The organism is Arthrobacter sp. MDT1-49-2 (genome assembly GCF_059090185.1).
In genome coordinates, this window is sequence record NZ_JBNHFK010000008.1 from 112,518 (window position 1) to 136,525 (window position 24,008).

A 24,008-nucleotide genomic window follows, 5' to 3' on the forward strand; every position below is an offset into this window, starting at 1 on the left:
TAGAACGGAAGCAGAACCAATGAGTGATGAGACTCCCGAGGTAACCGGGGACGAGACTCCCCTGGCCGGGACCGCACTGACTGACCGGGTCGAGCAGATTGACCTGCAGACCGAGATGCAGCGCTCCTACCTTGACTACGCCATGGCGGTGATCGTCGGCCGCGCCCTGCCGGACGTACGCGACGGCCTGAAGCCGGTGCACCGGCGCGTGCTCTACGCGATGTTCGACGGCGGCTACCGCCCGGACCGCTCCTTCAACAAGTGTGCCCGCGTGGTCGGCGAAGTCATGGGCCAGTACCACCCGCACGGCGACTCGGCCATTTATGATGCACTGGTCCGCCTGATCCAGGACTGGACCATGCGTTATCCGCTGGCCCTGGGCCAGGGCAACTTCGGTTCCCCCGGCAACGACGGCGCGGCCGCCCCGCGGTACACGGAAACCAAGATGGCCCCGCTGGCCATGGAAATGGTCCGGGACATCGACGAGGAAACCGTCGACTTCCAGGACAACTACGACGGCCGCAACCAGGAACCGACCATTCTTCCTTCCCGGTTCCCGAACCTGCTGGTCAATGGTTCCTCCGGCATCGCGGTGGGCATGGCCACCAACATTCCCCCGCACAACCTGCGGGAAGTGGCCGACGGCGTGCAGTGGTACCTGCAGAACCCGGACGCCCCGAACGACGTCCTGCTCGAGGAACTGATCCGCCGCGTCAAGGGACCCGACTTCCCCACCGGCGCCACCATCCTGGGCCACAAGGGCATCGAGGACGCGTACCGGACCGGCCGCGGGTCCATCACCATGCGTGCCGTGGTCAACGTGGAGGAACTCCAGGGCCGTACCTGCCTGGTGGTCACCGAACTCCCCTACCAGGCCAACCCGGACAACCTTGCCGTCAAGATTGCCGAACTGGTCAAGGACGGCAAGATCACCGGCATCGCCGATATGCGCGATGAAACCTCCGGCCGCACCGGCCAGCGCCTGGTGATTGTGCTCAAGCGCGACGCCGTGGCCAAGGTGGTGCTGAACAACCTCTACAAGCACACCCAGCTGCAGGAAAACTTCGGCGCCAACATGCTGGCCATCGTGGACGGCGTGCCCCGCACCCTGTCCCTGGATGCCTTCATCCGGCACTGGGTCACCCACCAGCTCGAAGTCATTGTCCGGCGCACCCGGTACCGGCTGCGCAAGGCCGAGGAGGCAGCCCACATCCTGCGCGGCCTGCTCAAGGCCCTGGACGCGCTGGATGAGGTCATCGCCCTGATCCGCCGCTCTTCCACCGTTGAGGATGCCCGCACCGGCCTGATGGGCCTGCTGGAAATCGACGAGATCCAGTCCCAGGCCATCCTGGACATGCAGCTGCGCCGCCTGGCCGCACTGGAACGCCAGAAGATCCAGGACCAGCACGCCAAACTCGAAGCCGAAATCGCCGAATACAACGTCATCCTGGCCTCCGAGGAGCGCCAGCGGGCGATTGTCAGCGAAGAGCTGCAGGAAATCTCCGACAAGTACGGCGATGACCGGCGCACCAAGATCCTCATGGGTTACGACGGCGACATGAGCATGGAAGACCTCATTCCCGAAGAGGAAATGGTGGTCACCATTACCCGCGGCGGCTATGTGAAGCGGACCCGCAGCGACAACTACCGCCAGCAGGCCCGCGGCGGCAAGGGGATCCGCGGCGCCCAGCTGCGAGGGGACGACGTCGTCGAGCACTTCTTCGTCACCACCACCCACCACTGGCTGCTGTTCTTCACGAACCTGGGCCGCGTATACCGCGCCAAGGCCTACGAACTGGCCGAGGGCGGCCGTGATGCCAAGGGCCAGCACGTGGCCAACCTGCTGGCCTTCCAGCCGGATGAGCACATTGCCCAGGTGCTTGCGCTGCCGGACTACGAGGCCGCCCCGTACCTGGTGCTCGCCACCAAGCGCGGCCTGGTGAAGAAGACCCGGCTGGCGGACTATGACACCAACCGGTCCGCCGGCGTCATTGCCATCAACCTGCGTGACGGCGACGAACTGGTTTCCGCCCAGCTGGTCGCCGAAACCGATGACCTCATGCTGGTTTCCAAGATGGGCCAGTCGCTGCGCTTCACCGCCACCGACGAGGCCCTGCGGCCGATGGGCCGGGCCACCTCCGGCGTCACCGGCATGAAGTTCCGCGAGGATGACGAACTCCTGGCGGCCGACGTCGTCACGGAGGACTCCTTCGTCTTCACCGTGACCGATGGCGGCTACGCCAAGCGCACCAGCGCCGATGAATACCGGGTCCAGGGCCGCGGCGGTCTTGGCATCAAGGTCGGCAAGCTGGCCGAGGACCGCGGACACCTGGTCGGTGCCATGGTGGTGCAGGAGGAGGACGAGGTCCTGGTGGTGATGCAGGGCGGCAAGGTGGTCCGTTCCTCCGTGACCGGTGTGCCGGCCAAGGGCCGCGACACCATGGGCGTTATCTTCGCCAAGCCGGACAAGAATGACCGCATCATCGCGGTTGCCCGGAACTCCGAACGGGACCTGGCGGTCGAAGAGGATGAGGACGCCGACGGCGTAACTTCCGAGCCGGCTCAGGTATCCGACGGTGTGGAACCTATAGAGGCTTCGGGCGATGAAGTACCGTTGTCTACAGACAAAACGGTTGAGCCAGATGCACAGCCGGAACAAGATGGAGGTAACGAGTGAGCTCGACCAACTCAAGCCCTAGGTCGTCTTCGGGCGGCGGACCGCGGGTGAAAACCCCCGCCCGCCCCGCCCAGCGTCCTGGAGGCGGTCAGAGCGCCTCGGCCAACCGGCAGCCGCTGGTAAAGCCCGTGCCCAAGGCCAAGGCCCGCAAGGCGCGCCTGCTGGTGAGCAAGATCGATCCCTGGTCCGTCCTGAAAATGGCGTTCCTGCTGTCGGTGGCGCTCGGCGTCGTCACCGTGGTGGCAGCGATTGTCCTCTGGACCGTCCTGGACCTGACCGGAATCTTCGACCGGGTCAACACCCTGCTGGGCGAGATTGCGGGCAGCGAATCCGGCGGATTCGACCTGCGCGACTTCGCCTCCCTGGGACAGGTGGTCTCCTTTGCAACCATCATCGCGGTGGTCAATGTCCTGCTCCTGACGGCGCTGTCGATGCTCGCTGCCGTCCTGTACAACATCGCCTCCACCCTCGTGGGCGGCATCGGCGTGACACTGACGGACGACTGATTGTGTCGGTTCCGGACGGGCTGCAAGAGCCCGTCCGGAACCGGAAAACACCTCGATTTGGCGCCGCGCCGAAGGTGCGGTAAAGTCATATCTCGGCCCGAAGAGGTTCGGGGCGTATAGCTCAGGCGGTTAGAGCGCTTCGCTGATAACGAAGAGGTCCCAGGTTCAAGTCCTGGTACGCCCACGGAACACCTTGAAAAAGGTGGACCGCAACGGTAAGGAGAATTCCGTGAAAAAGTTGCTCGCACTTGCGGCCGCAGCTGCCGCGGGAATCTTCGCCTTCAAAAAGTGGCAGGAAACTGCTGCGGAGAAGACCGTATGGAAGGATTCGACCGACAAGGTCGAATAACTCCGGAAAATTTATCTGGCACGCAAACCGGAAACGGTAGGTTATACTGGATAAGTTCTCATTTCGGGGGCATGGCGCAATTGGTAGCGCACCTGCTTTGCAAGCAGGGGGTTCGGGGTTCGAGTCCCCGTGCCTCCACCGAAACAGAAGGTCCCCGCTCATCGGAGCGGGGACCTTCTGCGTTAACCAGCGCGCACGGAATCCCGGCACCGGAGAGGCACCGCGCTGCACTACTGTTGGCCTGTGAATATTTTCCTCGCCCTGGTGGGCGTGCTGGGTGTCTCGGCATCCGGGCCGATCATGGCGGCTACCGCTGCACCCGCCCTGGCCATCGCCTTCTGGCGCAACGCCATTGGGGCAGTGCTGATGGGCGCACCCGCGGCAGCGATCCACCGGAGTGCCTTCCGGGCTCTCACGGGGCGGGATTACAAATGGACCGCGGTGGCGGCCACGGCCCTGGCGCTGCACTTCGCCTGCTTTATTACCGCCCTGCAGATGACGTCAGTGGCTGCCGCTACGGCTCTGGTGTGCCTGCAGGCAGGATGGATCGCCCTGTTCAACGTCCTGCGGGGCATCCGGGTTGCTCCGGTGGTGCTGGCAGGCCTGGCCGCTGCCTTTGCGGGCGTGGTGGTCATATCCGGGTTTGACCTGGGGCTGTCCCGGGAAGCGCTGATTGGGGATCTCCTCGCCGTTGCCGGCGGCGCGCTGGCCGGGATCTACACGATCGCCGGCGGCAAAGCCCGCGAAACGATGTCTACGGGAACGTACACCACGCTTTGCTACGGAACCTGCGCGGTGCTCCTGCTGGGGCTGTGTGCGGCCTTCAGGCAGCCGATAGTAGGCTTTCCGCCTGCAGCGTGGCTGGGGATCCTGGCCGTTACGCTGGTGGCCCAGATTCTGGGCCACACCGTGTTCAACCATTTGCTCGCAGTGATCAGTCCGTTGGTGGTCTCCATGATCATCCTGCTGGAAATCCCGGGTGCGGCCATCCTGGCGGCCGTCTTCCTCCAGGAGCAGCTGCCGGCGGGCACGTACGCGGGACTGGCGCTGATCCTGGCTGGCCTTGCCGTGGTGGTGGCCGGGCAGGGACGCAGCCGCCGACGTGCCGCCGCAGCGGCCCCCGTGGTTCCCCCGGCGCCGCCGGCACTCGGAGGGGAACTCTAGGTCCAGGAACGGCTGATGCCGGACACAGAGAAGGAGGGCCCCGCATGCGGGACCCTCCTTCTCTGTTTTCACTTCCGGCACGCCGGCCGGTTGTGGCTTACTTCTTGCCGGTGTTGTTCTCCGAGTGGGCACCGGAAGGCTTCACAGCTTCCTTGGCCTCGCTGGCAGCTTCCTTGGTGTGCTTGCCTGACTCGGAGGCCTTGTCAGCGGAGCGGGAGGCAGCGCGTTCGGCTGCTTCCTTGATGCTGGCAACAGTTTCCTTGGTCTCGGAACCGGCGGTCTTTTCCTCGGCCTTGTCGGCCGGTGCGGCGGCCGGCTTCGGCTTGGGCACCTCGACCGGCGCCGGAGTAGCCGGCTCGGCCGGCTTGGGGGCGGTAGCCGCCGGGCTGGGAGCCGGGGAGGTGCGGGCCGGCTGGGGAGCCGGAGTCTTCCACGGGTCCTCGACCGGACGGGAGGCGCGCCAGGCGGCAACGCCGGCCGTGACGGCTGCGGCGATGATGCCGAAGATCAGCCAGCCCTTTCCGCCCTTTTGGTTCTTCCGTGCCTTCTTGGCTGCTTCAGCGGCGGCCTTCTGTGCGCGCTTCACGGCCTTCTTGTTACCGGTCACCTTGGCGACGGCGGTCTGTACCGGCACGTTTGCAGCGGTCAGGCTGCGCGAGACGGTGTCGGCGGTTTCGCCGATGCGGGTGGACAGGGTCGGAAGGAAATCATCCACCACACGGTCCTTGGCGGTGTTCAGTGCCGGAGTTGCCCGGTCCAGGGTGCTCTGGATCCGAGGGGTGGCTTCATCCACGGCATGGCTGATGCGCGGGCCTACCTTTTCCAGTCCGCCCTGAATGCGGGGCGTGACGGTGGCGACGCCGTGGGCGATTTCGTCAGCGGCGCGCTTGATGCCGTCCTGGATTTTGGGAGAAGCAGTCTCTATCCCCTTTTCGATGCGCGGAACGGCCCAGCCTTTGGCTGCCTCGACCTTGGGCGTTGCCCAGTCCCGTGCAGTGCCAAGGCCTGCGGCGACGTTGGCTTCCAGATCATGCGTGATGCGGTCCTTCTTCAAAACTACCTCCCGGGATAGTGTCGTTTCAGCCTTAGCCTACGTGTTCGCGCGGCTCTCTGCTATTGACAGCCTCGGTGAGGCCCGGTTTTCACTGTGCGCTGAACAATGCGGTTTCCGCCCATGTAAACAGGCGCCGTGGAAGAATGTCCTTATGACTGCTATTCCTACAGCAAAAGCAACCATCCACACGTCCATGGGTGACATCCGTGTCAACCTGTTCGGCAACCACGCCCCCAAGACGGTCAAGAACTTCGTCGGTCTGGCCACCGGTGAAATCGAGTGGACCGATCCGGCAACGGGTGAGAAGACCAGCCGTCCGCTCTACGACGGCACGATCTTCCACCGGATCATCAAGGACTTCATGATCCAGGGCGGCGATCCCCTCGGCCGCGGTACCGGCGGACCCGGCTACCAGTTCGACGACGAGATCAACCCGGATCTGGACTTCTCCACGCCGTACAAGCTGGCCATGGCCAATGCCGGCGTGCAGATGGGCCGGGGCACCAACGGTTCCCAGTTCTTCATCACCTCCGTACCCACCACCTGGCTGCAGGGCAAGCACACCATCTTCGGTGAAGTGGCAGACGACGAGTCCCGTGCACTGGTGGACCAGCTCAACGCGGTTTCCACTGACGGCCGCGACAAGCCGACCGAAGACGTGGTCATCAACAACATCACCGTCGAGCAGCTCTAGCCTGTCCGGCACTGCCCCGGCCGGAGTCTCCGGCCGGGGCATTTCCTCTATCCGGGAGTTCCCGCAATGTCCTATGGAGTGCCGGCCGAGGTGCCGGCGTCGCAGGTACCTGTATGTCCCCGCCATCCGGATCGGGTCAGCTATATCCGCTGCCAGCGCTGCGGACGCCCGGCCTGCCCGGAGTGCCAGCAGAATGCCGCAGTAGGCGTCCAGTGCGTGGACTGCTTCAATGCGCAGAAAAAGGCCCAGCCGGTCTACCGCACCCCGTACGGAGGACAGGTGGCACGGAACGGGAAACCCGTTGTCACCATCACCATCATGGCCATCTGCGCAGGGGCATTCCTGCTGCAGCAGATAGTGCCGTCCTTCACCGACGCCTTCCGATACATCCCCCGGCTGACTGATGCCGAGCCGTGGCGCATGCTGACCTCGGCGTTCCTGCATTCCCAGACCGGGATAGTCCACATCGCGTTTAATCTGTATGCGCTCTGGTTCCTGGGACGCAGCCTGGAACCGCTTTTTGGCCGAACCCGGTTCGCACTGCTGTACCTGATCTCCGCCTTCGGCGGTTCCGTAGGCGTCATGTACCTGGCTGCGGCGAACGTAGCGGTGGTGGGTGCCTCCGGAGCGGTCTTCGGACTCTTCGGTGCCCTTTTCGTAGTGATCCGCCAGCGCCGGGGTGAGCTGCGCTCACTGCTGATCCTGCTGGGGCTGAACCTGGTCATCGGTTTTGTATTTCCCGGCATTGCCTGGCAGGCCCACGTGGGAGGGCTCCTCACCGGAGCAGCGTGTGCCGCCGTGCTTGCCTACGCACCCAAAGGCAAGCACCGGACCGCCATCCAGTTCGGCGGGCTGGCCGCCATTGTGCTGGTGCTGGTGGCGGCGGCCGTGCTGTGGGCGCCACCCCTGGGGATTTCGCCCGTCTAGCCCAACTCCTTGCGCTGCTGTGCCCGTCGGTAGATCCGGCGGGCACAGCCGTTTAACCCGACGGAAGTGGCCAAAAGTTATCCACAGGGATACCCACAGTGTTAATAACTAACAGCGGTGTAGTTCAGGCACGTACTCAGCGATCCACAGGGTTATCCATAGCCTGTGAAGACTTACACACATGTAATTCCACAGGTGTGGATAACCTGGATCCCTTTATTTGCAAGGAAGTTGGCGAAGTAACCCACAGAGTTTCCCACACCTGTGGATAACTCCGTGCACAAGCTGTGAACAACGTGGTTTAAGGGGATAGTGACGCTCCGGGGCACAAAAAAGGCTTCCCGGTGCCTGACAGCGGCACCGGGAAGCCGGGGAAGTTAACGTCAGCGCCAGCGCGTGGTCATCAGGAAACCGACAATGGCGATGCCGAAGCCCACCAAGATGTTGCTGGCCCCCAATGCCGGGATCGGAAACTGTCCCTGGGTGATGTAATACGTGATGATCCACAACAGACCAAGGATCATCAGCCCGAACATCACCGGTTTGTACCAAACGGGATTGGGCTTGGGCGCTGACGACGTTGCAGCGGGGGCCGCAGCCTTGGCGGGCTTCTTGCGGGATTTGGACTCAGGCACGGATCCTCCTGGGGGAACCGGCTTACGCAAATGCCGGTGGTCTTGTAGTCGCGGACTGGGACGGCGGGTCGGGTGCGCAGCGAAACACTGTCGTGAACAGTGGTCGCGGTACAGCCTGTGCGGCGTCCCTTTCCTGCCATCCTAGCGAATTCCGGGCGCAGAGTATCCTAGGTTCGCAGGACGGTGCCAGCTGTCCGAAACTAAGGAGAGTCCTTGGCCGAATCCCCAGCCACCGCTCGGACCCGCAGCGGTGTCCGCGGCACCCCTCCGGGGCCCCGCAGGCAGCCAGGCGGCAAAATACGCATGGCCGTTCAGGTGGCCGGCGAGCTGCTGATCACGGCGGGACTCATCCTTGTCCTCTTCGTGGCCTGGCAGCTGTGGTGGACCAACATCGAGTCCGGTCGGGCCCAGCAGGACGCCATCCGTGACCTGGTGCAGGACTTCGAATTGCCCGAAACCGATCCGGGTCCGCCGGGACAGGATTACGGTGACCCGGCGGTGTTGCCTCCGGTGGAAACCGAGGGCGACACGTTTGCCATTGTGTACGTTCCCCGGTTCGGTGCGGACTATGCCGTGCCGGTAAGCAGCGGGGTGGGAACGGCGGTCCTGGACCGGCTGGGACTGGGGCATTACCCCTCCACGGCCATGCCCGGGGAGATAGGTAACTTCGCCGTGGCCGGCCACCGGCAGACCCACGGCAAATCCCTGGATGCCATCCATACGCTGGTGCCCGGGGACCGCGTCTATGTGCAGACCCGGGACGGCTACTACACCTATGTTTACCGCAATACCCAGGTGGTGCTGCCGAACCGGGTGGACGTGATTGCGCCCGTCCCTACGGATCCTGCCGCCATCCCCACCGAACGGTTCCTGACCCTGACCAGCTGCAACCCCCGCTTCGGTTCGCAGGAACGCATCATTGCCTACGCGGCGATGGACACCTGGCAGCCCCTCTCCGCCGGGCCCCCGGCCGAGATAGCGCAGACGGTTGCCGCCAACACCACCGGAGGTCGCTAAAATGTATGGATGGATCTTCCGGCACCTTCCCGGTCCGTTGTGGGTCCGGATTCTCCTGTCCGCGGTGCTGATTGCCGCGGCCGTGCTGGCGCTCATGGAATATGTCTTCCCATGGCTCGCGGAGAACAGCTTCTTTCCCTCCTCCGAGGATTCAACGATTGGCGGTTCCTAGCACTATGAGCACCCGTATTCTGGTGATCGATAATTACGACAGCTTTGTCTACACGCTGGTCGGCTACCTCCGGGAGTTGGGCGCCGAAACCACCGTGGTCCGCAATGATGACCTGAGCATCGAGGATGCGGTGAAGCTCGCCGCCGAACACAACGGTGTATTGGTCTCCCCCGGTCCGGGCACGCCCGCGGAGGCCGGTGTCAGCGTCGAACTGATCCGCTGGTGCGGGAGCACGGGAACCCCCATGCTCGGGATCTGTCTGGGGCACCAGGCGCTGGCAGAGGCCTACGGCGGAACCGTTACGCATGCCCCCGAACTGATGCACGGGAAAACCTCGCAGGTGGAACACGGAGGCCGGGACGTATTTTCCGGGCTTCCCAGCCCGCTGACCGCAACCCGGTACCACTCACTGGCTGCGGTGGCCGACAGCATTCCGGCCGATCTGGAAGTGACGGCACGCACTGCCAGCGGGATCATCATGGGACTGCGTCATTCGACTGCACCCCTGTCCGGCGTCCAGTTCCACCCCGAATCGGTTCTGACCGAGGGTGGCTACCAGATGCTGGGAAACTGGCTCGAATCCGCAGGACTCGCCGGAGCGGCCACGCACGCAGCCAGTCTCAGCCCGCTCATTTCAAACACCTCGGTGGCGGACCTGGCGTCCCGGTCCCTGCCGGCACCGGCCTAACGGCGGCGCCCCTGCGGCTGGTCGGATGACGCCGGCGAATTGGTGGCCGACGGCGACGGGCTGGGTTTTTCCTCCGGGGCAGGTGCCTTCGCCACGGACAGGAAGACCGTGCTGCTGGGCGCCGTCTTGGTGCCCGCCGGAATGCTCTGCTCTATGACCGTGCCGGGTTCGGCATCTGCGGACTCGACCTCCGTGATTTTGGGGGTGAGGAGGAAATCCGGACCCAGCAGGGTGGCTTCCGCCTGATCCGCCGGCAGGCCGAGAACGTCGGGCACAGTGACCAACCCGTTGGAAAGCACAATGTCGACTTCCGATTCGACCGGTACCGAGGTGCCCGCCGCAGGATTGGTGCCCAGAACCCGTCCGTCGGGCACGGTGGAACTGTCCGCCTCAATGGTGGTTCCGCCCTTCAAATTGAGGCCGCGCAGTACATCCCGGGCGGCGGATTCCGTCATCCCGGCAAGGTTCTCCGGAATCACGGCGCTGGACGGCCCCTTTGAGACGTACAAAGTGACGCTTTCCTCCAGTGGAACCTCGGCACCCGCCGCCGGGGACGTGCGGATGGCCAGTCCTGAGTCGACGTCGTTGCTGTATTCCTCGGTGATGGTGGGCGGGTCAAAACCGGCTTCGATGATGGCGTTCATTGCGTCGGTCTGGGATTTCTCCTCCACCGAGGGCATCACCGCGGTGGGAGGCGCCGGAGGCTCGGCATTCAGCGTATTCCAGCCGACGAATCCAACAACCCCCAGAACCAGGACCAGCAGGACAACGAATACCGTGGTCCAGGCCGTGCGGCGGGCCTTCTGCTGCGGATCGCGGTCGCCGGTGGAACCGATGGCGAGGGCCGGGTGGTCCTCCTCATGGGAATCGTCGTGATTGCCGTCGGCGGTCAGCGAACCGCCGGCAAGGACCTTGGCCATGGCCCGGGTGCGGGGTTCCTCCAGGGGGCCGGAGGAAACTGCTTCGGTCACCGGGCCGGTGCTGCCGGCCGGCGGTGCACCGTTGGAGTGCTCCGACGCAGGAAAACCAATGGCCTGTGTAGCAGCCGTGGCCGGTCCGCCGTCGCGTGCAGCGAGCAGGGCTTCCCGGAATTCACGGGCCGTCTGGTACCGGTGGTTGCGGTCCTTTGCCAGGCCGCGCTCCAGAATGCTGTCCAGGGCGGCCGGAACCTCCGGATTCAGGCTGCTGGCGGCAACCGGCTGTTCGCGCACATGCTGGTAGGCGACAGAGACGGGACTTTCGCCCACGAAGGGCGGCCGTCCGGTCAGCAGCTCGAAGAACAGGCAGGCAGCAGAATAAAGATCGCTGCGGGCATCCACGGTCTCACCGCGTGCCTGCTCGGGTGAGAGGTACTGGGCAGTGCCGATGACAGCCTGCGTCTGGGTCATGGTGGCAGCGGAATCCGCCATGGCACGGGCTATGCCGAAATCCATGACCTTGACCCCGCCGTCGGTCGTCACCATCACGTTGGCGGGCTTGATATCCCGGTGCACAATTCCCGAACGGTGGCTGTAATCCAGGGCTGCGAGCACCCCGAGCACGTAGTCCACCGAGCGCTCAATGGTGAGTTCCCCGCCCTTGATCAGGTCCCGCAGGGTCCTGCCGGGCACGTACTCCATCACGATGTAGGGGAGCCGGACATCGTCCCGGGTGGCCGGTGACTCCTGGTCGCCGGTGTCGTACACCGACACCACTGACGGATGGTTGAGCCCCGCTACTGCCTGGGCCTCACGGCGGAACCGGGACTGGAAGAGCGGATCCCTGGCCAGATCCGGACGCAGCACTTTAATGGCGACGGTCCGCCCCAGCCGGATGTCCCGGCCGAGGTAGACATCCGCCATGCCTCCGCGCCCAATCAATTCACCAACCTCGTAACGTCCGTTCAGGACGTTGTCGGTGTTGAGGGTGGGCTGCCCTCGAAGGAAGTCTGCGCTCATATTGGTTAGTTGCCGATGGTCGAGTTGTCGGGAACGGAAGGCAGGGACTGCGTGGAGAAGTTTGAACTGCCGACGCTGGCACCGCCGTTGCTATCCGGGGTGGCCGCCGTCGTCGGCGTGGGCTGCGGTGTCTGGGTAGGCGCCGGCGCCGCTTCCGCTGCAATGTAGTAGGTGACGTTGGAACCCTGCGGCACAGCGGTTCCCTCGGTGGGATTCACGGCGATAACCGTGCCGGGCCGCTCATTGGACGGCTGGGTTCCGCCGTTGACCGGGACCAGTCCGGCGTCCACAATCCGCTGCCGGGCCGTCTCTTCGGTCTGGCCCTGCAGTGAGGGCACGGAAACCATTTCCGGTCCGGAGGAGTACACCACCGTCACCGCATCCCCGCGATTAAGCAGGCCGGAGGGATTGACCTCAATGACAATTCCCTCGGGAACGTCCGCGTCGGCAACAGGGAGGCGGTTGACCTGCAGGCCCAGGTTGCTGAGCTCGTTTGCCACTTCGTTGACGGGCCGTCCCTCGTAGGAGGCTGAAACGATGCTGATCTCCTCGTCACTGGGACTCGGCGTCTCGGACGGGGTCTGCGACGGTGAGGCGGTCCGGGACGGGCTGGGCGCCGAGGACGAGGTAGCCGGAGCAGGATCCTCTGCATCGTTATCGGATCCGGCGAGCACAAAGAAGGTCACCGCGCCGGCCAGGATCAGCACCAGCAGGGCAATCAGCGGGATGGTCCACGGGCTGCGGCCCCGCTTTTCCTCCTCGACGTCCTCGGGAGTGTCGCCGTCGTAGTCCACGTCGTCCTCGTCAGACCAGTCACGCGAGGCCGCGAGCTGGCCCGTCCGGGCGTCGTCGGCTGCCACGGAGGCGCCGGCGACGGTAGGCAGGGCGGAGGTGGACGGGGCTGTATCCACTACCCGGGTGGCAGAGGTTCCCGCGGTAGGCACGGGTTCAGTGGCGGCCGAAGCGGAGGTGCCGAAGAGCAGCATGCCCGGCACCGCCTGCTGCGCCGCGTTGATGTCGCCGCGGCGGATGGCAGCCACGGCGGCAGCCAGGGCTTCGGCATCGGCCGGGCGGTCAGCCGGGTCCTTTGCCAGCATGGACATGATGAGGGCGCGCACCGGTTCCGGAATGGATTCCGGCAGCGGCGGCGGGGTGTCGTTGACCTGCGCCAAAGCAATGGCGATCTGGGATTCGCCCGAGAACGGACGGCGCCCGGCCAGCAGTTCGTAACCGATGACGCCGAGGGCATAGATATCGCTGGATCCCGTGGCCTGCTGCCCGGTGGCCTGCTCCGGCGCCAGGTACTGCGCGGTTCCCATCACCTGGCCGGTGGCGGTCAGGGGCACCTGGTCCGCCAGGCGGGCAATGCCGAAGTCGGTGATCTTGACCTTGCCGTCGGGCAGCATCAGCAGGTTGCCGGGCTTGACGTCCCGGTGCACCAGGCCCTGGTTGTGGGCAACGGCCAGGGCGGTGGCGGTCTGGCCGATGATGGACAGGGTCCGGTCCGGGGAGAGTACTTTGTCGCGCTCAATGATGGTGGAGAGCGGCTGTCCGGGGACAAGCTCCATCACCAGGTAGGCCGAACCCTCTTCTTCACCGTAGTCAAAGACATTGGCAATGCCCGGGTGGTTCAGCAGTGCCGTGTGCCGTGCTTCGGCCCGGAACCGGTTCAGGAACCCCGGATCGCCCGTGTACTCCTCCTTGAGGATTTTAATGGCGACAATGCGGCCCAGGACAAGGTCCCGTGCCTTCCAGACTTCACCCATACCGCCAATGGCAATACGATCGGTGAGCTGGAACCTGCCGCCTAAGGTGATACCCGATGTAGGCCTCACTTATTCAACACCGCCTCTAGGAGTTTCTGCGCGCTTGGAGTGGTCAATTGGGCACCGGTGGTCAGGTTCACGTCTTCCATGACGACGGAAATGACAACCTGGGGATCGTCGGCCGGTGCGAAGCCGGTGAACCAGGCATTGTCGCCCCGGCCCTCCACTTCCGCCGTTCCGGTTTTGCCGGCCACTTCGACGCCCGGAATCCGGGCGGCACTTGCCGTGCCGTTCTCGACGACGCCGACCATCCATTCAGTGAGCTGCCGTGCAGTCTCGGGGCTGACGGACTTGTTCAGTTCGGTGGGCTTCGGTTCGTCGATCACGGACAAATCCGGGGCGCGGACGCTGCGGATCAGGTTAGGGGTCATCTGCACACCGTTGTTGGCGATGGCAGAGGAAATCATGGCCACTTCCAGAGGAGTAGCAGTCACGCTTCCCTGACCGATGGAGGACAACGCCAGCTGTGCCTGGTCCTCGTTCTCGGGGAAATGGCTGGCAACCACCTCGGTGGGGATGGAAAGCGGGGTATCAAACCCGAACTTCTCCGCCTGTTCCGCCAGCGCATCCTGGCCGAGGTCCAGCGCCACCTGCGCAAAAACCGTGTTGCAGGACTGGGCGAGGGCAAAGGCGAAATCTGCCTCGGACCGGGCCGAGCAGGCACCGGTCGTGAAGTTCGGGAGCGAAATATTCGTCCCGGGAAGCGGGAACTGCGCCGGGTTCGGGATCACCGAATCGGCGTTGTACTTCCCGGTTTCCAGAGCTGCGGCGGTGTCCACGAGCTTGAAGACGGAGCCGGGTGCCAGCAGGGACTGCGTGGCCGGATTGGTGTAGGGAGACAGACCGGGAACCGAAGTGAGCTCTTCCATGGTGGTACCCAGCACGGCAGTGTCATGGACGGCCAGTGCATTGGTGTCATAGGTCGGTTTGGAGACCATGGCCAGGATGTCCCCGGTTTTGGGATCCATCATCACGATCGAGCCCTTTTGGCCGTCCGGAATCAGGTCATAGGCCAGCTGCTGCAGTTCCGGGTCAATGGTGAGCTCCACCGAGGCACCCTGGCTTTGGGCACCCGAGAAAACCTGGACCAGCCGGTCGTAGAACTGACGGTCGCTGTTGCCCGAGAGCTCCTCGTTCATGGCCATTTCCAGCTGGCTGGTTCCGTTCAGGTTGAAGAACCCGGTCAGATGCGAATACAGCTGGGGGTTGTTGTAGACCCGCTGGAAGTTGAACTCGTCATCGGAGGGAACGGACTCGGCAATCGCCTTGCCGTCCACCAGGATGGAGCCGCGCGGCTCGCCGAAATCCCGGTAAAGGGCACGGCTGTTGTTCGGGTTGGCGGTCAGTTTTTCGGCGGCGAAGAACTGGACATAGGTGAGCGAGCCAAGGATGAGCACGAACATTGCCAGGGCTACTACCCAGCTGTTCCGGATTGCCTGGTTCATTCGACTCCTTCCTTCGCGTTACGGCGGTTGCGGGCAGTGGCTCCGCTGAGGGATTCCGCCATGGCCGGGACCATGTCGGTTGAGACCGGCCCGGAGGCCGTGGGACGCCTGGAGGCGTCGGAAATCAGCAGCAGCAGTGCCACGATGATCCAGTTGGCCAGCAGCGACGAACCGCCGGCGGACATAAACGGGGTGGTGAGGCCGGTGAGCGGGATCAGCCGCGTAACGCCGCCGATCACCACGAAGCACTGCAGGGCAATGGTGAAGGACAGTCCGCAGGCCAGCAGCTTGCCGAAACCGTCCTTGGTGCCGAGGGCTGCCCGGAAGCCCCGGGACACCAAGAGCACGTACATCAGCACAATGGCAAAGATGCCGATCAGACCCAGCTCCTCGCCCAAAGCGGCAATAATCATGTCGCTGTTAGCAAAGGTCACCAGATCGGGCCGGCCCTGGCCCAGGCCGGTGCCGACCAGTCCCCCGCTCGCCAGGCCAAAGAGTCCCTGGACCACCTGGTGGCTGCCGCCGATGCTGTTGTAGACGTCCGGATCAAAGGCATTCAGCCAGCCGTGGATGCGCAGCTGCAGGTGGCTGAACAGCTGCAGGGCGGCGAATCCGCCTGCGGCCAGCAGACCCACACCGATCAGCACCCAGCTCACGCGGCTCGTGGCAACGTAGATCATGGCCATGAACAGGCCGAAGAAAAGGATCGAGGACCCCAGATCCCGCTGGAATACCAGGACGCCGATGCTGACCAGCCAGGCCGCGAGCATGGGGCCCAGATCCTGCATGCGGGGCAGCTGGAGCGGTCCCACCTTGCGTCCCGCGAGAAGGATGAGGTCGCGGTTGGTGGATAGATACCCTGCGAAGAATATGGCCAGGGTGATCTTGGCGATTTCACCGGGCTGGAAGGTGGCGGAAGGCCCCACCTTGATCCAGATCCGCGCCCCGTTGATCTCCTGGCCCAACGGGGCAGGCATCAGCGGCAGCAAGAGCAGGACCGCGCTGACGATCAGGGAGATATAGGTGTACCGGCGGAGGATTCGGTGGTCTTTGATCACGAAAAGCACCGCAATACCAGCGGCCACGGCGACAGTGCTCCACAACAGCTGCCGGTCCGCGGCATTGGTGCCATCGGAGATGTCCAGCCGGTGGATCATGGCCAGGCCGATGCCGTTCAGCGCGGTGACAATGGGAAGTATTACCGGATCGGCATATTTCGCCCGGAACCGCAGGACTAGGTGGAAAAGCACTACCAGCGCCATGAGCGTGCCGGCCTGGACCCAGAAGTCCGAGTCAAAGGCACGGTCCTCGTCAAGGCCTACGAGCATGTTGGCGCCGACGCCCACCAGGAGCGCCACGAACAGCAGCAGGGCCTCAATGTTCCGGCGGGGTTTGGCCACCGTGAGGATGTCCGACATTACTGCTCACCTCCACAGGCGTTGTTACCGGGAGGCTGGGCTGAAGCAGTGGCTGAACCGGCATCCGGTGACGGATCTGCCGGCGGGCAAAGCACTGCTTTGGCGGTGTCCCGAAGTTCGTTGACAATCTCGCCTGCATGTTCCAGATCCCGTGCCGGAAGGGTTTCCTCTACCCGGTTGCGGTGGTATTCAGAGAGACTGTCCACCGGGATGTCCGAGATGTCCGTGACATGGGACAGCTGGATGGGGCCCACGGTTTGCGAAACCCCGTTATAGATGGCCACCCGGTTGTCGTAGGAGCCAACGTAGTAGCGTGTCTGCGTCCAGGTGTAGCCCAGCCACACGACGGCGGCCAGCAGCAGGGCAAGCACGGTCAGGAAGCTCGGCAGCAGCCAACGCCGCCAGCGGGGATGCCCGGCTTGTTCGGGCTGCGGATCCTGCTGGTCCTCGGTGTCCGCCTTGTGCGTGAGCATGCGTGCTGCACGGCGTTCGGCGGAGCGCTGGGTCACGATCGGGATCTCGCCGGTTTCGGTGGCCAGCGAGGCGGCACCGACGAGCACGTGGGGACGGGAGGAGAGATCCTGGCGGATCAATGCCACCCGTGCCCGCTCATCCGCATCCGGGTCGGTGTCGGGGCCGTCCGCATCGGCGGAACCCGCAGCGGAGGAATCCGGAGCGGGAAGCGAGGATTGGTCTGCCGTGCGGGGGAGCGCGGCGACGGAGGCGGTGTGCGGCTTCTGCGGTTCCCCGGAGATAGCGGTCTCGTCGGTTGCGAGGTCGGGGTCGTCGTCGATCTCTATGACCGCCACCGTGACGTTGTCCGGCGAACCGCCCGCCAGCGTCAGTTCCACCAGTGTGTCCACGCACTCCTGCAGGTCGGAGGTGCCCCGCAGGATGCCTTCGATGTCCGTATCCCGCAGGACGGCGGTGAGGCCGTCGGAGCACAGCAGCCAGCGTTCCCCGGGTTCCACTTCGAAGGTGGCCAGATCCAGTTCCGGGCTGGCATCGACGTCGCCCAAGACACGCATCAGGACGTTTTTGTGCGGGTGGATTTCGGCTTCTTCCGGCCGGAGCCGGCCTTCATCGATCAGCCGCTGCACAAAGGTGTGGTCAATGCTGATTTGTTCGAAGCGGTCATTTTTCAGCCGGTAGGCCCGCGAATCGCCGATATGGGCCAGGGCGAGCCGGTGATCATGCAGCAGGAGGGCAGTGACCGTGGTGCCCATGCCCGAGAGCTGCGGGCTGGTGGTGACAAGTTCGGACAGCAGGGAGTTGGCCGCCTGGATCTCGTCCGCCAGGACGGTCAACGGTTCATCCTCATGGACGCGGCTGTCCAGATGGACGAGGTCGAGCACGGTGGAGGCGGAGGCAACGTTGCCGCCTGCGTGACCGCCCATGCCGTCTGCGACGACGGCGAGGTAGCGTCCTACGTAGGCGGAGTCGTCGTTTTTGAAACGGACCATTCCCACGTCGGAGCGTGCTGCGTAGCGGAGGACCAAAGCCACGGTCAGGGCCTCAATTCGATGACCGTCTTACCGATGCGGATGGGTACACCGGGTTCGACGGGCAACGCCCGGGTGAGCTGGCTTCCGCCAAGGTAGGTTCCGTTCGTGGAGCCGAGATCTTCGATGAACCATCGGCTGCCCTGCGGGAAGAGGCGTGCATGGCGTCCGGAGGCATAGTCGTCTTCCAGGACCAGGGTGGCTTCCTGTGCGCGTCCCAGCAGGATGGGACTGGCGGCCAGATCCAGGGTGGTGCCGCGCAGCGGGCCTTCGGTGACCACGAGTTCCTTCGGGGTGACCTTGGCGGGCGCCGGTGTGCGCTTTTCCAGTTCTGGGTTCTTCCGGATCTGTCGCGCGGTGGGGGTGCCGGTCCGGTTGCGCGTTCCGACGGCGAGATCGCGGCGGATGGCTCCGACCACGCTGACCACCATGATCCACAGAAGAACCAGGAAACCGTACCGAAGGAGTGTTTCGCTTAGAACGCTGAGCACTAACGTCCTCCGGTCCGGACGGGAAGCAACCGGAACACAATCCTGGTGCGTCCCATGGCAATGGTGGATCCATCGGTTAGCACTGCTTCACCCTGAACTTTCTGGCCGTTGACGAAGCTGCCGTTGGTGGACCCGAGATCAACGGCACGGCTCGTTCCGTTTTCCGTTCGTATTTCCAGATGCCTGCGGGAGACACCCGTGTCGTCGACGAGGATATCCGCCTCGGAGGACCTGCCCAGCACAACTGACGGCGCGTTGAGTGAATACCGCTGGCCGTCAATGTCCAGGACAGGCTGCATGCGGGCCGAGGGCCCCTGCCGCGGCGCCGGCGGAGACGGCATGCGGGAAGCGGACCGGGGAGAGGCCGAGGGCGCCTTCTCGGTAGCGGAATCCACTTCCAGCACGCCTGCCTTCAGGGAAGCATCGCGGGTAAAGGAAACCCGGACGGCGCCCTGCAGGGTGTAGGACTGGCTGCGTGCGTGTTTGATCACGACGTCGCACAGTTCCTCGGCCAGCGGGGCACCCCACTGCTGGGCCTGGGCAAAGTCGGATGTGGAGAGACGGACCGTAAAGACATTGGGGGCCAGGGTGCGTCCCTGGCCGAGGACCATTGACCGCTCATCCAGTTCCCGGCGGAGGGCAATGGCCAGTTCGAGCGGCTCAACGCGGCCGGAGGAACCGGACGCGAAAGCGCCGCGGACCATCTTTTCGATGCCGCGTTCGACATTGTCGAGCAAGCCCATGTCCGTCTCCTCCCGCATCCTGTCCAGTGAATTCCGATGGCTTCAGTGCCTGCCCTCCTGCACGCTGGTGCGGGCGGAATGGTTCACCGGGACTGGGATTGGGAACGGTTCCGGTGGCTCACAGGTACATACGTCCACTTCGATACTACTGGCGCACGCTGAAAATTGTCTTACCGCAGCTCCGGCACCGGCGGTCCGTCAAGCCCCGGCAGCGGTTTCAACGCATCGCGGCGGTGATGTTTTCCCTTCATGCGTCGCCGGGGAGGACAGGCAGTTTTCCCGGAACGGCGGGGTTTTTGGCGGCCGAACCGGGCGGTTTAGGTGTTTCGGCAAATTGCCGGTATGCTTGATTCTGCTGTTCCCGAGAAAACGCGACGGGGATGTCTTAGATCATCTGAGATTGTCCGCACACCGTTGTCTTGGGAAACCATTTTTGCGCGAGTGGCGGAACGGCAGACGCGCTGGCTTCAGGTGCCAGTGTCCGAAAGGGCGTGGGGGTTCAAATCCCCCCTCGCGCACAAGTACAGAGAATGACCCCGGCTTAGCGGCCGGGGTCATTTTTTATGTCCGGATACGGGCGGAGCCCAGACAGAGCCGGGCCATAGCCGGCGTCCGACCGCAGCCCCACCCGCCCAGGCGTGGATCAGGCTGTATCACGGCCGGAGGGCCCGCGGTTCAGGCGGGCCCTCCGGAGAGCCGGGTGTGAGCGGGTCTGTGGGCAGTGGCACTCCTGCCGGCAGGACCCGTGGAAGGACTACGCCTCGTCGGCCTGGGCTGTGCGGGGAGACTTCTTCGCCTGTGCGTCCTTGACCCGCTGTGCCTCGGCACGGACGGCAGCGAAACTGGCGCGTTCCTCCACCAGCCAGGCCGGCGGCTCGGCCAGCAGTGCCTTGATTTCCTCGGTGGTCAGCGGTTCGGTGATTCCGGAGCGGGTGAGGCCGCCGATGGAGATGTTGAGTTTCTGGGCAACCACCGGGCGGGGGTGGGGGCCGGTGCGGCGGAGTTCAGTGAGCCATTCGGGCGGATTGGACTGCAGTTCATCAAACCGGGCCCGTGAAATAGGCCCGTCCTGGAAGTCCTGCGGCGCTGCGGGCAGGTAGATGCCCAGTTTCTTGGCTGCCGTGGCAGGTTTCATGGATTGGGAGGATTTCTCGGAGGTCATATTCCAAGGGTATCCGCCGCCGGAGGCGGGGCCGGTGGGCTAAGGTGTTCTGATGCCCAAAGACACTGCAGCTCCCCATGACGGGCCGGCCCTGCGGCCGCTGACCGTGGCCTACGTTCCGGGTGTAACTCCGGGCAAATGGATCACCCGCTGGCACGAGCGCCAGGACACCGAACTGCGGACCTTCCAGTGTGAAGAGGGAGCTGCCCTCGAGGAACTGACATCGGGACGTGCCGATGTGGCCTTCGTGCGGCTTCCCCAGGAGGGATTCGTCCGTCCGGAGGGAATGAACCTCATTCCCTTATATGAGGAGCAGCCGGTGGCTGCGGCGTCGAAGGATCACCCGATCGCGGCGTTCGAAGAGATTGACCTTGCGGACCTGGACGGCGAAGCGCTGGTGGACGCAGAGGAAATGGGCGGAGCCGCCGTCGCAATGGAAGTAGTGGGATCCGGCAGCGGAGTGGTGCTGCTGCCCATGTCCGTTGCCCGGCTGTATTCGCGCAAGGATGTGGTGGCCCGCCCGGTCACGGGTGTTCCGTCCACACGAATCGGGATTGCGTGGCTGCAGGACCGGGAAGGGGAAGACGTCGAAGAGTTCATCGGTGTGGTTCGCGGCCGTACCGCGAACAGTTCCCGCCAGTCTTCAGTCCTCGCGGAGCAGAAGTCCACCGCCCGGCAGCGGACCAAGGCACGCCAGGCCCGCAGCGAGGGAAAACCTGCGGCCAGGTCCGGTGGCGCGGGCAAGGGCGGCGCCGGCAAGACGAAGGGCACAGGCAAGAGCGGGGGCAAAGGCAGCGGCAGGAACAGTAAGCCCCGCCGGAGCCGCTGAGCCCGGCGGCAATCCACACTCTGCCGACGGCGCCTCCGTGCTGACGGCTCAAGGTTTCAGGGGTAGTCTTTCGCGATGCGTATCAAGATGAGCAGTATCCACGTGCTGGACCCGGAGCGGGCCTATGAGTTCTATACCGGAACCCTGGGGCTGGAACCGCTGATGGCCATGCCGGAGTACAACCTGTTCATTGTCTGCTCGGCGGAGGAACCAGGCGGCCCGGGGCTCCTCCTTGAACCCAACGACAATCCCGTGGCTGAGGCGTACCGTGCCGGACTCTATGCCCAGCAGCTCCCGGTCCTGGTGCTCGGTGTTCCCGACGTGCGGGCCGAATATGATCGGTTGAAGGCGTTGGGCGTGAAGTTCCTGGGCGAGCCAACCATCGACGCGATGGGGTCCCAGGCAGTGTTCGACGACGGCTGCGGCAACTATCTCCAGCTGCATCAGGACTGAGCGCCGCGGTTCCGCAGGAGGTACCTGCCTAGGCGTACGGTGACCAGCCCGTCAGTGCGCTGAGCGCTGCAATGGTCACGCCGAAGATGGCGTACACGGTGACCGGCACCATCAGTGCCCATTCCCGCCAGGATCCGGCCGCGCCGATGAGCGGAATCGAAAAGCAGCCGCTGCTGCGCCAGAGCTTGTTGACCACGGGGAAGCGTGCCAGGGAACGCGGACGCTTGATGTGGATGGGCCACAGCACCATGACCCCCTGATGGGTCAGGAGGTCCCCCAGGATATGGACGCCGACGCCGAGGCCCACCGCCACGGGCAGCCAGTCATTGTTCTCCGGCGCGTAGATGGCGATAAACGCCGAAAACACCAGAGCAAGGAACCAGCTTCGCCCCGGGCCGCCGGCAATCTTCAGCGCTTTGAGGGCGAAGCCCATCAGCAGTACTGAGAGAATCCCGGCGCCCACGGCCACGGAGCCGAAGAACGGCACCTCGGCGGTGAAGGTTCCCAGTGCGGTGGCCAGGGCCACGAACAAAGCCAGTCCAAGCAAGGAATGCGTGCCGCGGCGGTGTCCGCCGCTGATCGTTTCAGTGATGCGCGCCAGGATTTTGGTGACCGGAGGGAGGGAATGGGCAATGGTGCCGCTGTGATGGTCCAGGTCCGGCAGCAGTGCCGCTCCGGCAGTCAGCAGGGCACCGGTAACCACACCCAGGGGTGTTACCGGGTACCAGCCGAGGGCATGTGGTGCAGTGGAGGCTACGGCAACCCAGGCCGCGGCACCGCTAGCGGCGTGATGACCACCCATCATGGTGTGAGAATTCCTTCCAAAGGGCGGTGCAGGCGCCGAAGATCTTTTTGAGCAGCTATCCATTTTTCCACGGAAAACGGCGCTGTCCGTCCAATCCGGAGAAGGGGCCGGAGGGGCGGCTTCTAGGCGGGCTGGAAGCCCAGATGCTGCAGCACGGAATCAACAATCTCCCCGGGGGCGGAGCTGATATCGAGCCGGAGACCGTCTTCGTCCGGTGCAAGGGGTTCCAAGGTGCTCAACTGCGAGGGCAGCAGGGAGGGCGGCATAAAGTGTCCGCTGCGGGTTTTCATCCGTTCTGCCAGCAGATCACCGGAGCCGTCGAGGTGGACGAAGGTGACGCGGCCCGGTGCCTGTGCCAGAACATTGCGGTAGCTGCGCTTGAGCGCCGAACAGGTCACGATGGTGCAGCGTCCGTTGCCTGCCTGCGTGCCCATCCAGTCACGAATGGCGAAGAGCCACGGCCAGCGGTCATCGTCGTCGAGCGCCGTCCCTGAGGACATTTTGGCGATGTTGACGGCGGGGTGGAATTCGTCAGCTTCCGCGGCTATCCAGCCCAGCCGTTTAGAGAGCATGTTGGCAATGGTGGTTTTGCCTGAGCCGGAAACACCCATGATGACGAGGTGCTGATCAATGGAGGACATTTCCATCTCCTTGGAGGACGCCGTTGTCACAGGTCCGGCGTAATGGCCGAAAAATAATTAGACACAAAGGTATCACCAAAGGCATCATGAAATGCGCGCCATAAGAACGTGAAAAGAGGGACATGGTCGAGGTTGATACCGCGGATATCGGTCCGCCCGCCGCTGTCCTGAACGAACGGATTACGGAGACGCTGGGACGGGACATCGCGTCCGGGCTGCTCCGGCCGGGGGACCGGCTGACCCTGGACGGGCTGCAGCAGGAATTCGGTGTTTCCCGCACCGTGGTGCGGGACTGCATGCGGACTCTCGAATCGATGAACCTCGTATATTCCAAACGCCGTATAGGAATTGTGGTGCAGGAACCCGAGCGGTGGAGTGTTTTCGACCCGCGGATCATTCGGTGGCGTCTGTCAGGTCCGGGCAGAAACGCGCAATTCCGGGCGCTGACCGAATTACGGGTCGGTGTGGAACCCGTGGCGGCAGCCGGGGCCGCCCGCCATGCGGACACACTCGAGCGGGCCCGCATCGTGGAGCTGGCCGGCCAAATGAGAAGGCAGGGCGAAGCGGGGGAACTGGAAGCATTCCTGCAGACGGATATTGAATTCCATACCCTGCTGCTTCGGGTCTGCGGAAACGATATGTTCGCTTCGCTCCAGGACGTGGTGGCCGCGGTGCTGACCGGTCGCACGCGGCAGGGGTTGATGCCTTTGTGCCCCCGGGAAGAAGCCCTGGCCGGCCACGAACTGGTGGCAGCTGCGGTTGCCGCCGGGGATGGAAATGCGGCATTGGCGCATATGAGCGCCCTGCTGGACGAGGTCCGGCGGGCCGTTACCAACTGACCGACGCACGGCCGGGCGCCCCCGGAAGGGCACC

Annotated in this window: 24 protein-coding genes and 3 tRNA genes; 15 read left to right on the forward strand and 12 right to left on the reverse strand. The window is 64.3% G+C overall.

The window, feature by feature from the left end; all coding sequences use genetic code 11:
* Positions 1–19 precede the first annotated feature (19 nt).
* The 6 genes from gyrA (at position 20) to AC5RTS_RS12315 (ending at position 4,696) form a co-directional block, all read left to right on the forward strand.
* A complete protein-coding gene (gyrA, locus tag AC5RTS_RS12290; RefSeq protein WP_493992298.1) occupies positions 20–2,677 on the forward strand; it encodes a DNA gyrase subunit A in 2,658 nt (885 codons plus the stop codon).
* Positions 2,674–3,183 (forward strand): DUF3566 domain-containing protein, encoded by a 510-nt coding sequence (locus AC5RTS_RS12295; RefSeq protein WP_227903126.1) that lies wholly within the window; start codon positions 2,674–2,676, stop codon positions 3,181–3,183. The genes gyrA and AC5RTS_RS12295 overlap by 4 nt, the downstream gene beginning before the upstream one ends.
* A gap of 110 nt (positions 3,184–3,293) precedes the next feature.
* A tRNA-Ile gene (locus AC5RTS_RS12300) sits at positions 3,294–3,367 on the forward strand.
* A 45-nt stretch (positions 3,368–3,412) separates the two neighbouring features.
* Positions 3,413–3,532 carry a DLW-39 family protein gene (locus AC5RTS_RS12305; protein ID WP_493992299.1) on the forward strand — a complete coding sequence of 40 codons (120 nt, stop codon included), beginning with the start codon at positions 3,413–3,415 and terminating at the stop codon, positions 3,530–3,532.
* Positions 3,533–3,597: 65 nt separating this feature from the next.
* A tRNA-Ala gene (locus AC5RTS_RS12310) sits at positions 3,598–3,670 on the forward strand.
* 105 nt (positions 3,671–3,775) lie between these two features.
* Entirely contained in the window at positions 3,776–4,696 is a 921-nt protein-coding gene (locus tag AC5RTS_RS12315; RefSeq protein ID WP_493992300.1) for a DMT family transporter, read from the forward strand.
* Between the two features lie 97 nt (positions 4,697–4,793).
* On the opposite strand, the gene AC5RTS_RS12320 is transcribed toward AC5RTS_RS12315, so the two are convergent.
* Positions 4,794–5,750 (reverse strand): hypothetical protein, encoded by a 957-nt coding sequence (locus tag AC5RTS_RS12320; protein ID WP_493992301.1) that lies wholly within the window; start codon positions 5,748–5,750, stop codon positions 4,794–4,796.
* Between the two features lie 151 nt (positions 5,751–5,901).
* Here AC5RTS_RS12320 and AC5RTS_RS12325 point away from each other — a divergent pair, with 151 nt between their 5' ends.
* Entirely contained in the window at positions 5,902–6,444 is a 543-nt protein-coding gene (locus tag AC5RTS_RS12325; protein WP_493992302.1) for a peptidylprolyl isomerase, read from the forward strand.
* 216 nt (positions 6,445–6,660) lie between these two features.
* Entirely contained in the window at positions 6,661–7,371 is a 711-nt protein-coding gene (locus tag AC5RTS_RS12330) for a rhomboid family intramembrane serine protease (RefSeq protein WP_493992303.1), read from the forward strand.
* A 383-nt stretch (positions 7,372–7,754) separates the two neighbouring features.
* Here the strand turns inward: AC5RTS_RS12330 and AC5RTS_RS12335 are convergent, their stop codons facing one another.
* The gene (locus AC5RTS_RS12335; protein ID WP_493992304.1) at positions 7,755–8,006 is read right to left on the reverse strand and encodes a cell division protein CrgA; all 252 of its coding nucleotides are present in this window, start codon (positions 8,004–8,006) and stop codon (positions 7,755–7,757) included.
* A gap of 303 nt (positions 8,007–8,309) precedes the next feature.
* Here AC5RTS_RS12335 and AC5RTS_RS12340 point away from each other — a divergent pair, with 303 nt between their 5' ends.
* Genes AC5RTS_RS12340 through AC5RTS_RS12350 form a run of 3 tightly spaced genes read left to right on the forward strand, consistent with a single transcriptional unit; the run spans position 8,310 to position 9,883 of the window.
* Positions 8,310–9,023, forward strand: a complete 714-nt coding sequence (locus AC5RTS_RS12340; RefSeq protein ID WP_493992305.1) for a class E sortase — start codon at positions 8,310–8,312, stop codon at positions 9,021–9,023.
* Position 9,024: 1 nt separating this feature from the next.
* Positions 9,025–9,195, forward strand: coding sequence for a hypothetical protein (locus AC5RTS_RS12345; RefSeq protein ID WP_227903133.1), 171 nt, complete (start codon positions 9,025–9,027; stop codon positions 9,193–9,195).
* Between the two features lie 4 nt (positions 9,196–9,199).
* Positions 9,200–9,883 (forward strand): aminodeoxychorismate/anthranilate synthase component II, encoded by a 684-nt coding sequence (locus AC5RTS_RS12350; protein WP_493992306.1) that lies wholly within the window; start codon positions 9,200–9,202, stop codon positions 9,881–9,883.
* Here the strand turns inward: AC5RTS_RS12350 and pknB are convergent.
* The 7 genes from pknB to AC5RTS_RS12385 are packed head-to-tail and all read right to left on the reverse strand — an operon-like array spanning position 9,880 to position 19,245.
* A complete protein-coding gene (gene pknB, locus AC5RTS_RS12355) occupies positions 9,880–11,820 on the reverse strand; it encodes a Stk1 family PASTA domain-containing Ser/Thr kinase (RefSeq protein WP_493992307.1) in 1,941 nt (646 codons plus the stop codon). The genes AC5RTS_RS12350 and pknB overlap by 4 nt on opposite strands.
* A gap of 5 nt (positions 11,821–11,825) precedes the next feature.
* On the reverse strand, positions 11,826–13,655 hold the full coding sequence (locus tag AC5RTS_RS12360; protein WP_493992308.1) for a protein kinase domain-containing protein: 1,830 nt from the start codon (positions 13,653–13,655) through the stop codon (positions 11,826–11,828).
* Positions 13,652–15,091 carry a peptidoglycan D,D-transpeptidase FtsI family protein gene (locus AC5RTS_RS12365; RefSeq protein ID WP_493992309.1) on the reverse strand — a complete coding sequence of 480 codons (1,440 nt, stop codon included), beginning with the start codon at positions 15,089–15,091 and terminating at the stop codon, positions 13,652–13,654. Before AC5RTS_RS12365 ends, AC5RTS_RS12360 begins: the two co-directional genes overlap by 4 nt.
* Positions 15,088–16,509, reverse strand: coding sequence for an FtsW/RodA/SpoVE family cell cycle protein (locus AC5RTS_RS12370; protein ID WP_493992310.1), 1,422 nt, complete (start codon positions 16,507–16,509; stop codon positions 15,088–15,090). Before AC5RTS_RS12370 ends, AC5RTS_RS12365 begins: the two co-directional genes overlap by 4 nt.
* The gene (locus AC5RTS_RS12375; RefSeq protein ID WP_493992311.1) at positions 16,509–18,014 is read right to left on the reverse strand and encodes a PP2C family protein-serine/threonine phosphatase; all 1,506 of its coding nucleotides are present in this window, start codon (positions 18,012–18,014) and stop codon (positions 16,509–16,511) included. Before AC5RTS_RS12375 ends, AC5RTS_RS12370 begins: the two co-directional genes overlap by 1 nt.
* A gap of 2 nt (positions 18,015–18,016) precedes the next feature.
* A complete protein-coding gene (locus tag AC5RTS_RS12380; RefSeq protein WP_493992312.1) occupies positions 18,017–18,502 on the reverse strand; it encodes an FHA domain-containing protein FhaB/FipA in 486 nt (161 codons plus the stop codon).
* Positions 18,502–19,245 (reverse strand): FHA domain-containing protein, encoded by a 744-nt coding sequence (locus AC5RTS_RS12385; RefSeq protein WP_493992313.1) that lies wholly within the window; start codon positions 19,243–19,245, stop codon positions 18,502–18,504. Before AC5RTS_RS12385 ends, AC5RTS_RS12380 begins: the two co-directional genes overlap by 1 nt.
* 435 nt (positions 19,246–19,680) lie before the next feature.
* On the opposite strand from AC5RTS_RS12385, the gene AC5RTS_RS12390 reads away from it, so the two are divergent.
* Positions 19,681–19,763 (forward strand) — tRNA-Leu (locus tag AC5RTS_RS12390).
* 236 nt (positions 19,764–19,999) lie between these two features.
* On the opposite strand, the gene AC5RTS_RS12395 is transcribed toward AC5RTS_RS12390, so the two are convergent.
* On the reverse strand, positions 20,000–20,407 hold the full coding sequence (locus tag AC5RTS_RS12395) for a DUF5997 family protein (RefSeq protein ID WP_493992314.1): 408 nt from the start codon (positions 20,405–20,407) through the stop codon (positions 20,000–20,002).
* A 52-nt stretch (positions 20,408–20,459) separates the two neighbouring features.
* Between AC5RTS_RS12395 and AC5RTS_RS12400 the strand changes: the two genes are divergently transcribed.
* Both AC5RTS_RS12400 and AC5RTS_RS12405 read left to right on the forward strand, forming a co-directional pair.
* Entirely contained in the window at positions 20,460–21,236 is a 777-nt protein-coding gene (locus AC5RTS_RS12400) for a LysR family transcriptional regulator substrate-binding protein (RefSeq protein WP_493992315.1), read from the forward strand.
* A 75-nt stretch (positions 21,237–21,311) separates the two neighbouring features.
* Entirely contained in the window at positions 21,312–21,689 is a 378-nt protein-coding gene (locus AC5RTS_RS12405) for a VOC family protein (protein WP_493992316.1), read from the forward strand.
* Positions 21,690–21,717: 28 nt separating this feature from the next.
* On the opposite strand, the gene AC5RTS_RS12410 is transcribed toward AC5RTS_RS12405, so the two are convergent.
* Together AC5RTS_RS12410 and AC5RTS_RS12415 are read right to left on the reverse strand one after the other, a co-directional pair.
* On the reverse strand, positions 21,718–22,494 hold the full coding sequence (locus AC5RTS_RS12410) for a metal-dependent hydrolase (RefSeq protein ID WP_493992317.1): 777 nt from the start codon (positions 22,492–22,494) through the stop codon (positions 21,718–21,720).
* A gap of 122 nt (positions 22,495–22,616) precedes the next feature.
* Positions 22,617–23,135: a gluconokinase gene (locus AC5RTS_RS12415; protein ID WP_493992318.1), complete on the reverse strand. Its 519-nt coding sequence runs from the start codon at positions 23,133–23,135 to the stop codon at positions 22,617–22,619.
* A 122-nt stretch (positions 23,136–23,257) separates the two neighbouring features.
* Between AC5RTS_RS12415 and AC5RTS_RS12420 the strand changes: the two genes are divergently transcribed.
* Positions 23,258–23,974: a FadR/GntR family transcriptional regulator gene (locus tag AC5RTS_RS12420; RefSeq protein ID WP_493992319.1), complete on the forward strand. Its 717-nt coding sequence runs from the start codon at positions 23,258–23,260 to the stop codon at positions 23,972–23,974.
* Positions 23,975–24,008 lie beyond the last annotated feature (34 nt).